The organism is Verrucomicrobiia bacterium (assembly GCA_035765895.1).
GTDB lineage: Bacteria > Verrucomicrobiota > Verrucomicrobiia > Limisphaerales > DSYF01 > DSYF01.
In genome coordinates, this window is record DASTWL010000094.1 from 38,986 (window position 1) to 48,405 (window position 9,420).

At 61.4% G+C, this 9,420-nt stretch carries 8 protein-coding genes; 5 read left to right on the forward strand and 3 right to left on the reverse strand.

Going from position 1 to position 9,420, the window contains the following annotated elements; translation table 11 throughout:
- Positions 1 to 45: 45 nt before the first annotated feature.
- Positions 46 to 1,062, reverse strand: coding sequence for a PAS domain S-box protein (locus VFV96_18845; GenBank protein HEU5072465.1), 1,017 nt, complete (start codon positions 1,060 to 1,062; stop codon positions 46 to 48).
- A gap of 228 nt (positions 1,063 to 1,290) precedes the next feature.
- Between VFV96_18845 and VFV96_18850 the strand changes: the two genes are divergently transcribed.
- The 5 genes from VFV96_18850 to VFV96_18870 all read left to right on the forward strand — a co-directional run bounded on the left by VFV96_18850 (position 1,291) and on the right by VFV96_18870 (position 6,373).
- Positions 1,291 to 2,358, forward strand: coding sequence for a glycoside hydrolase family 43 protein (locus tag VFV96_18850; GenBank protein ID HEU5072466.1), 1,068 nt, complete (start codon positions 1,291 to 1,293; stop codon positions 2,356 to 2,358).
- Between the two features lie 61 nt (positions 2,359 to 2,419).
- A complete protein-coding gene (locus VFV96_18855; protein HEU5072467.1) occupies positions 2,420 to 2,890 on the forward strand; it encodes a hypothetical protein in 471 nt (156 codons plus the stop codon).
- Between the two features lie 197 nt (positions 2,891 to 3,087).
- Positions 3,088 to 4,287 carry an efflux RND transporter periplasmic adaptor subunit gene (locus VFV96_18860; GenBank protein HEU5072468.1) on the forward strand — a complete coding sequence of 400 codons (1,200 nt, stop codon included), beginning with the start codon at positions 3,088 to 3,090 and terminating at the stop codon, positions 4,285 to 4,287.
- Positions 4,288 to 4,301: 14 nt separating this feature from the next.
- Positions 4,302 to 5,030 (forward strand): ABC transporter ATP-binding protein, encoded by a 729-nt coding sequence (locus VFV96_18865; protein HEU5072469.1) that lies wholly within the window; start codon positions 4,302 to 4,304, stop codon positions 5,028 to 5,030.
- A complete protein-coding gene (locus tag VFV96_18870; GenBank protein HEU5072470.1) occupies positions 5,027 to 6,373 on the forward strand; it encodes an ABC transporter permease in 1,347 nt (448 codons plus the stop codon). The genes VFV96_18865 and VFV96_18870 overlap by 4 nt, the downstream gene beginning before the upstream one ends.
- A gap of 94 nt (positions 6,374 to 6,467) precedes the next feature.
- Here VFV96_18870 and VFV96_18875 read toward each other — a convergent pair whose 3' ends face one another.
- Together VFV96_18875 and VFV96_18880 are read right to left on the reverse strand one after the other, a co-directional pair.
- Positions 6,468 to 8,780, reverse strand: a complete 2,313-nt coding sequence (locus VFV96_18875) for a glycoside hydrolase family 2 TIM barrel-domain containing protein (protein HEU5072471.1) — start codon at positions 8,778 to 8,780, stop codon at positions 6,468 to 6,470.
- A gap of 10 nt (positions 8,781 to 8,790) precedes the next feature.
- A partial coding sequence (locus VFV96_18880; protein HEU5072472.1) for a discoidin domain-containing protein occupies positions 8,791 to 9,420 on the reverse strand: 630 nt, incomplete at its 5' end.

The window sequence follows — 9,420 nt, forward strand, 5'->3', positions numbered from 1 at the left end:
GGCGAAGAACCATTTTTGGCCGCGGGGAAACCGGACGGTGAAAGCCTATTTGCCGAGGTGCAAGTCAATGCCCGGATACAACACCTTCGCACAGTCCGGACAAATACCGTGTGTGAAGTCGGCTTGGGAATGTTCGTGCACGTAAACTTCCACCGCTTCCCAGTGGCCATGTTCGTCACGGATTTTTTTGCAGTTGGCGCAAATCGGCAGCAGGCCGCTCAGCAGCTTCACTTTGGAAACCGCCTCCTGCAGGTTCTCAATCAGCTTCTGCCGTTCCCGTTCCAACCGCCGCCGTTCCGTAATGTTCCGGGCAATGGCCGAGGCACCGATGACGGTGCGCTGCGCATCGCGAATCGGCGAAATGGTGAGCGAAACGTCAATCAGCGTGCCGTCCTTGCATTGGCGGACGGTTTCCAGGCGTTTAATTGGCTCGCCGCGCCGCAGTTGTTCCATGATCTTTGCCAGTTCACCGCGCCGGTCTGCCGGGATGATGCAGGCGATGTTTTTGCCGATCATTTCCTCCGCCGCGTAACCGTAAATCCGCGCCGCCGCGGGATTCCAGCTCAGCACGGTGCCGTGCAAATCCTTGCTGAAGATGGCGTCGTCCGAGCTTTCCACAATGGCCGCCAGGTGCGCCGCCAGTTGGGCGGCCCGCCGCGCCTGTTTGCGTCCGTCGGCCGCGATGAGTTCGCGCTCCACCACGCCGGTCAGCCGTTCCAGATTGGATTTTGAAACAAACGCCTGCGCGCCGGACCGGATGAGTTCCGCCGCCTTTTCGTCGCCAATTTCGCCCGAGATGCAGACGAACGGAACCTCCGGGCGGCAGCGTTGGCAAATCTCCAGCGCGTCCTGGCCGGTGAAATCCGGCATCACGTAATCGCTGAGCACGATGTCCCACGTCCGCGTGGCGAGCGCCTTTTCGAGAGCCCCCGGAGCATCCACGACCAGACTCTCCAATTGGTAGCCGGCACCCGCGAGGAAGCGCTGCACCGCCGCCGCTGCAATGGGCGAATCTTCGATCAAGAGCACTCGCAACACCTTGCCCATAATCCAATCCTCCATGGTTGTTTCACTTGTTTTGGAATGCCCCGTGCGGAGGCTCATCAAGACTCCACCAGGCTTGCTCCCGGCAGCGCAGCCCAGCCCACTTACCCTAACGGTTTCCGGCGGATTTTCAATCACCGGCCCGCACCGCACCGGGGCGCCACCAAATCCGACGCGCCACCACCGACGCAGCTTCAATAGAGCATGGACGTGGCCATCACGGGTCCTTAGATTTTCCCCGTTGTCATGAATTACCGTGCGCCGGCTTTGGTCCGTGTTTCGATGTTTTTGCGTTGCTGCATCAGACTGCTGTTCACGCTGGTCGTGGTGACGGCGGGCGCAGCGACAAATCACGTTTTCCGTCCGGGCGAGGTCTGGCTGGATATGGACGGAAAGCCTATCCAAGCCCACGGCGGGGGCATTCTGGTCCACCAAGACGGGTATTTCTGGTATGGCGAGGACCGCACGCCGGGCGGCAGCGGCGCGGTGGCGTGCTATTCGTCCACCAACCTTTTCGACTGGCATCGGGCGGGCGTGGCATTGTCGCGCTTTGACCTGCCCCGCGTCAACGGCCGCCGCACATTCGTTGAGCGCCCCAAGGTGATTTACAATGCGCCGACCAAAAAATTTGTGATGTGGATGCATCTGGAAGCGGGGCGTTACACCTACGCGCGCGCCGGCATCGCCACCAGTGACACCCCGACAGGGCCGTTCACCTTCCTCCAGGCCATTCGCCCAATCACGAACGATTTCAATTTTGCCGACGCACCCACCGAACAAAAGCAATTCGGCGGCACTTTCCGTGACATGAACGTCTTCGTTGATGACGACGGCGCGGCCTATGTGTTTTATGCCTCCGAAGACAACTGGACCATGTATGTCGTCCGGCTGAACGCCAGTTTTACAGGACCGGCGGAACCGATCGTGGAGGGCAAAACCTGGGCGCGCATTCTGGTGCGCCAGATGCGCGAGGCGCCGGCCCCGTTCAAACACAACGGCCGCTACTACCTTATCACCTCGGCCTGCACCGGATGGCGACCCAACCGGGCCGCGTGGGCCGTGGCCGATCATCTGCTGGGCCCGTGGCAGACCAACGGTAATCCCTGCACCGGCCCCGACGCGGAAACGACTTACGGCAGCCAAAGCACCTTCGTGCTGCCCCTGCCCGGCCAGCCAAACCGGTTCATCTTCATGGCCGACCGCTGGAAGCCCGAAGACCTGAGCGACTCACGTTACGTCTGGCTGCCGCTGACCATTGACACCGCCGGCGCTCCGGTCGTGACCTGGCAAGATCAGTGGAACATTGCCCGCTAAAAGGTCGCAAATGCGCCGTTAGCAACTGTGAGACGGCTTTCCTTCCGGTGGAAATTGGCACGTGAGGCTCTTCCACGGCGCCGGTCGAAACCTGCACCCGAATGGCACAAGGCGCATTGCGCGCCGCCACCCGTGCAGTTACAAGGCCCGACTTTTTATAAAAACTCAGCTGGCATCCCTCGGTCTGATTGCGGTCCTCGCCTGCGCAAGTTGCCGACGCGCTGACCGCGACGCCGATTTGCCGGGATCTTGGCGGGTGTCCGTGGACGGAGTGACGCAGACCTACCAGTTTGCGACCGACCACGCGTTTACCGCCACGCTCGCAAGTTCGAAAGACCTGCGCTATTTCGGGAATTGGGCGATAAACCGCGATGAACTCATCATCAACGTCCGATCCAATTCGTTTTCCCCCACCATCGTGAACCATCGTGAGACGGCCCACATTGCCAGGCTGAGCGCCACCACCCTGGTTCTGAAGGACCGGAATCGGAATGACCAACCGCGGGAGCGCGTCTTCAGAAAGCTGAACTGAAACAAGCGCAGCAACGCCACCCTCACGAGGATGGCGTATCGACCAGGAACGCACGGCGTCATGGCATGTCTTTAGGTAACCCGCCAGTCAGAACCACGCATAACAGTCCCGTAAAAAAATTGAATACGCGCCCCGGGCAAAATGTCATTTTCTAAATGGCCTCAGAGTGTTAACCTGCATGACTTTCGAAATTGCGAATGAAGAAATGGACTTTTCTAATTCTGGTCGTGGCGGTCGGCGCCGGCATTTACGCCTACTCGCACTGGCACAAGCGCAGCGAGCAAGGCGTTGACCAGGCCGTTCTGACAACCGCCACCGCCGGCCCGCGCACCATTACCCTCTCCGTCAAGGCGGCCGGTGACATTGGCCCCGATGACATGGTTTCCGTGCGGCCCGAGATCAACGGTCGCATCTCCCAACTGCCCGTGGACGTCGGGGACGCCGTCAAGAAAGGCGATTTGCTGTGCGCGCTGGACGATCGCGATCTTCAAACGGAGCGCTCCTCACGTTTAACGGACATTGAGGGCGCCAAGCTTCAGCTCGACCAGGCGCAACGGAACTACGAGCGCAACCAGCGCCTTTACGACAGCGGGCTCATTCCGCAGGAGACGTATCAGGATGCCGAAACGACCTACGAACTGGCCAAAAACGCGCTCGAGCGGGCGCAAAAATCCCTGAGCCAGGTCGAGGATCAATTGTCCAAGACGCGTATCGTGGCACCGTTTGACTGCACAGTGCTAACGCGTCCGGTGTCCGTTGGCCAGGCCGTTTCCGGTTCCGGCGGTGTGGGTGGCGGCACGGAGGTCATGACGGTGGCCAATCTCAAGCAGATGGTCATCAAGGCACACCTGAATCAGGCCGACGTCGTGGAGGTGAAGGTGGGCCAGGTGACCGACGTGCAAATCGAGGCTGTGCCGGGCCTGAAATTGAAGGGCACCGTTGAACGTGTCGCCCCGCAGGCCACCATCAAGAACAACATCAAGGGTTTTGAAACCCAGGTGCGCTTGACGGAATTGGATCCGCGGGTGCGTCCAGGCATGACGGCGAACATGACCATTCCCGTGTTGTCGGCGGAAAACGTGCTAACGATTCCGCTGGCAGCCGTGTTCACCGAGGACGGCAACCGCTACGCCTACATCAAGCAGAGCGAGAACCAGTTCATTATGATGCCCATCGACGTTGGCGTTTCGGATTATCAATACGCGCAGGTGTTGAAGGGCGTGGATAATGGCCAGGTCGTTTCGCTGGTGCGCCCCCCACTGGCGAACGTCGTGCGCCCGCCCGAACCCCCTTCGGCGAATGCCACGATCACGCCGCCGCAAAAGGTCGCGGAAGTGGCCGCGGCGGAAACGCCCGCCACCACCAACAACACCAAGGCCGCCACGGCAAACCCCTAGCCCCGTTCGCAGCCATGGCGCTCATTGAGCTTCGCAACGTCAGCAAGATCTATGTTCTCGGCGGGGAGGAAATCCGCGCCCTGGACGGCGTGACGATGGATATCGACGGCGGCGAATTCGCCTCCATCATCGGCCCGTCGGGGAGCGGCAAGTCCACGTTGATGCACATCATCGGCTGTCTAGACTCGCCCACGCACGGCACGCTGAAATTGGACGGAACGGAAATCCAGGCGGCCACCGCGAAAGAGCTCGCCCGCATTCGCAATCAAAAAATTGGCTTCGTGTTCCAGTTCTTCAATCTGCTGCCCAAGCTGAACGTGCTGCAAAATATCGAGCTGCCGATGGTTTACAGCGGCCTTTCGACGGCCGAACGCCGCGAGCGCGCCATGAATGCCCTCGCGTTGGTCGGGCTGGAGAACCGCGCCAAGCATCGCCCCATGCAGATTTCCGGCGGCCAGCAACAACGCGTCGCCATTGCGCGGGCGTTGGTGAACAATCCCAGGATCATCTTTGCGGACGAGCCCACGGGCAATCTTGACACGCACACCGGCGAGGCGATTCTGGAATTGTTCCGCAAACTCAGCCAGGAAGGCCGCACCATCGTGCTCGTCACGCACGACCCTGAAATCGCGGCGTTGACCCCGCGCCGGATTGAAATTCGCGACGGCAAGATCGCCCCCCAGGTCAATGCCCGGCTCGCCGGCCTCGATCGTCTTTCGCCCGCCCCCGTTGCCGCGTCATGAATCTGCTCAACGCCATTCTGGTCGGTTTCAAGGAAATCTGGGCGCACAAGTTTCGCTCCGTGCTCACGATGCTCGGCATCATTCTGGGCGTCTCCAGCCTCATTGGCATGGCCGCACTGGTCAAGGGCATGGAAAACGGCATGCGCGAGGCGCTCATCGCCGTGGGCGGCGTCGAACGCGTGCGGCTGGAGGACGCGGACATTCCGCCGGATCAACAATACCGCGCCGACCAGGCCGTGGGCATCACGATGAACGACGTCTATGCCCTGCAGAACAACGCCCCGTTGATGCGGCTGATTTCGCCCGAAATGCGCGAACGCAACCTGCTCATGACCCACGCCGGCAAGAGCTACCGGCCCTTCATCTTCATGGGCACGTGGCCCAACGCCCTGGAGATGAATGACCACGAAATCGGCTACGGCCGCATGTTCAACGAGATTGACGACGAAGGGGCGCGGCCCGTGTGCGTGATCGGCACCGGCGCGCGCGATGAATTGTTCGGCTCCCCCGAGGAGGTCGGCCGGGAGATCATTCCGATCGGCCAGACCGTGAACATTCAGGGCCAGGTGTTCACCATCGTGGGCATGTTCAAGCACTACGAAAGCGAACAAGAACGCCGTGCGCGCGAGTATGTGGCCGACCATCCGCAGGCCACGAACATGCTGGCGCGTTTCCGCAACGGCCGTTCGGGCTGGGTGTTTCGCATGAAGAACAACACGGTTTACATTCCGCTCAACACCATGTGGCTGCGCTTTCGCGCCTCGGGCGGCTCAAACAACATTCCCGACCCGCGACTTTCCGGCCTGGCCGCCAAGGTGGCCAACGTCAACGAACTGAGTCAGGCCATCGAGCAGGCCAGCAAGGCCCTCCTGCGCGTGCACAACGGGATTGAAGATTTCTCCTTCGACACCCGCGAAGACTGGGCCGAAAACATCACCGCGGCGATCAAGAACGCCCGGCTCAGCGGCGGCATCATTGCGGCCATCAGCCTGATCGTCGGCGGCATCGGCATCATGAACATCATGCTGGCAAGCATCACCGAACGCATCCGCGAGATCGGCATCCGCAAGGCCATCGGCGCCACGTCGGTGGACATTTTCATCCAGATTCTCGTGGAAAGCATCGTCATCGCCATCATCGGCGGAGCCGCCGGGTTGCTGACCTCCCTGGCGCTGGTGAATTTGCTGGGCTACATTTCCCCCACGGATAACACGCCCCAGATCACCGTTTTTGCCTGCATTGTGGCCTTCAGCTTCAGCGTCTGCGTGGGCGTTCTGGCCGGCCTGGTGCCCGCCTTCAAAGCCGCCCGCCTCGATCCGATTCAGGCGCTGCGCTACGAGTAGAACGCGGGCACCGATCAATCAAGGTGGCAATCAAGCCGATCATGAACCGACCGGGCGCGCCTTCGGCAAAGGGGAATTTTCTCTCTGGCGGAATTTAACGAAGGCCGATGATGGTCTTCGTGTCGCCTTGCGGTTCCACGAGCAGCGCCAGGTCTATGAACTGACCTCCGCCCGTCTGATGCGTGTGCACGGCGAGGGTGTTTTGCCCGGGCCGCAACGCCTGCTTCAGCGCGGCGGTCACCTCAAACGCCTCGTAGGCCGTGTTGAACCCGCCGCGTTGCCAGACCCGCTTTCCATTCACGTAAATCTCCGTGGTTTCGTCATGGAAAATCACGAGTGCCGCCGCGTTGATCACCTTGCCTTCCCAATTGAAATGCCGCCGCAACCAGATGTCCGGCGTGCGCCACTCGGTGCGGAACTGACTGATGGTTCCAAACGGTGCCCGGGCTTCGCTCCACCCGCTGTCATCAAACCCGGCATTCTCCCAGCCGGCCCCGGGCGTTGCCGTGGTGAAACGATACGGCCGGCACAGATCACCATCGGGCGCCGCCCCGACGAGCACCTGCCAGTCGTGCGCCCCCGCCGGATTCGGGATGGGTGCCGTCGGCCCGGTGCGTTCATAGGCCGCCTCGCGGGCGGTGATGGCGTGGAGCCGCTTCAAGTCGAACTTCGGCCGCCGATCGTAGTAATACAAACCGTTCCGCTCCTGTTCCACGTCGGTCAGTTGCGTGTAGCAAAAGCCGAACAAATTCGGATTGTCGAGCTGCGCATCGACCAATCCCTGGTAGCGTGTGTAAAACTCTTCCTCGGACTTGGGGCCGCTGCCGTAACTCCAGCCGCCCTCCGTGCTCCAGCCAATACCGCCAAATTCGCTGACCATGAACGGCACACCCAAGTCGCGCGCGGGCGCGCCCACGCCATAGCGGGCAGGCACTGACACGCCACCCGCACCGCCAAAGAAATCCATCCAGCGCTTTTTGAAGCTGGCCGGATCCTGGTTGTAATCGTGATTGTCACGCACTTCCGGATTCCCCAGCGTGTGCCCCCATCCGCTCGTTTCGAGCACCGGCCGCGTCGGGTCGATGGCGCGCGTTTCGTGCCAGACGATGCGCTGGATTTCGCCCGCACTGTCGGGTGTTTCGTTGAAGGGACACCAGCCGACAATCGAGGGATGATTGCCGTCCCGCAGCAGAACCTCGGTCCACTCGTTGAGGTAGTTGGCGTAGTTTTCCGGTTGATAATTGAAACCCCAGTTGGGGAATTCGCCCCAGACCAGGTAACCGAGCTTGTCCGCCCAGTAAAGGTAGCGCGGCTCGAACACCTTCTGGTGCAGGCGCGCGCCGTTGAAGCCGGCGGCAAGCGAACGCTCGATGTCCGCCTTCAATTCATCGTCCGACGGCGCCGTCCAGACGCCGTCGGGATAAAAGCCCTGATCCAAAATCAGCCGCTGGAACACACGCTTGCCGTTGATGAGGATGGCGCGGCCGTCAATGGTCACTTTGCGCAGACCAAAGTAGCTGGCCACCTCGTCCACCTTTTTCCGGCCGTGCGTGAGCGTGAATTTGAGATCATACAGGAAAGGCGCGCCCGGCTCCCAGAGCTTCTTCTGCTTCAGATTCACCACGAGACGATTATCGCGCCACTGGGCCGGACAGGAATCCCGGCCGACGCTCCGGCCGTTGGCAAAGGCCTCCACGTTCAAGGTCAAATCCGGATCGGTGCCGTTGATGTTGGCGGTGACCAGCACACGCGACTTGTCCGGATCGGGGACGACGGAGAAATTTTCGACGTAGGACGAACCCACGCCTTCCAGCCACACGGGCTGCCAGATGCCGGTGGTGCGGGTGTAAACGCAACCTTCGCTGACAGTGTGCGTCTGCTTGCCCGTGGGTTGCCGGCCGCTCGCCGTGTCGTCAAACGCGCGCACGACCACCTCGTTGCGGCCGGGATGCACCAGACCGGTGATTTCAAACGCAAACGACACGTTGCCGCCCACGTGGGTTCCCGCCAGCACGCCGTTCACCCAAACCCACGTCTGGTAATCCACGCCGCCGAAATGCAGCAGCAGGCGCCTGCCCTGCAACGCCGCGGGCACCTCGAAGTCCCGCCGATACCACACATTCTTCATCAAACCGTAGTGCTCCACGCCGCTGAGCTTGCTTTCAGGACAGAACGGAACGGTGATTTTGCCGGCCAGATCCCGGCCCGACGTCAAACCGCGCGCCACGCCATCGCCGGCTTCGTCGATTTCAAACTGCCATTCGCCGTTCAGAGTCATCCAGTCCGGCCGAAACGCATCGGGCCGCGGATGCTCCGGCCGCGGCACCGCCGCCCGGCAGGAGCTGTTCGCGCCGGTTGTCAGTGCCGCCGCGACGGCGACACACGTGATCAAAGTTTGGATTCGCATGCTGATTTCCTCATTTCAAACGCCATTCGAGAATGCCGCCGGAATAACCGGATTGCAGTTCCACCTCCAGCCGGAGGGCCGGGGTCTTGACCGGAGCAAACGAAAGCGTGTTCCAACGATCCTTCGTCAACGGCCCACTCACGGCCTCGGCCACCGGTTTCCAGCCGCCACGGTCCGCGTAATAAACCCGCCATGACTTCGGAACGCGGCACTCGCCCTTGCCGGTGTCGTCAAACCAATACACGTCCACCGCGCTGACCTCCTTGGGCGACGTAAAGTCATACTGCACCCACTCGCGCGTGCCGCGGTGATCCCACCAGGTGAAACGCGGAATGGATTCGTCGCCCGAACGCGCCGGCACCAGGCCGTCCGCCAGCGCCGTCACCGTGTCGCCCGCGTAACAATGCGAGGCGGTGATGTGGTAAGGCGACGGTTTGGGGACCTGGGGCGCCACCCATTGATGCACTTCCGGACCGGTGCCAATGACGGGAAACGCTGAAATCCTCAAGCGCGCGGCGCCCATGGGAATCAACGATACGGTCTCCACGGGCTGCGCCGATGCGACGGGACTGTCTTGCAGCACCGCGCACAACCCGAAGCGATCCACCGTCCATTCCGGGATGCGTTTCGCTTTCACCGT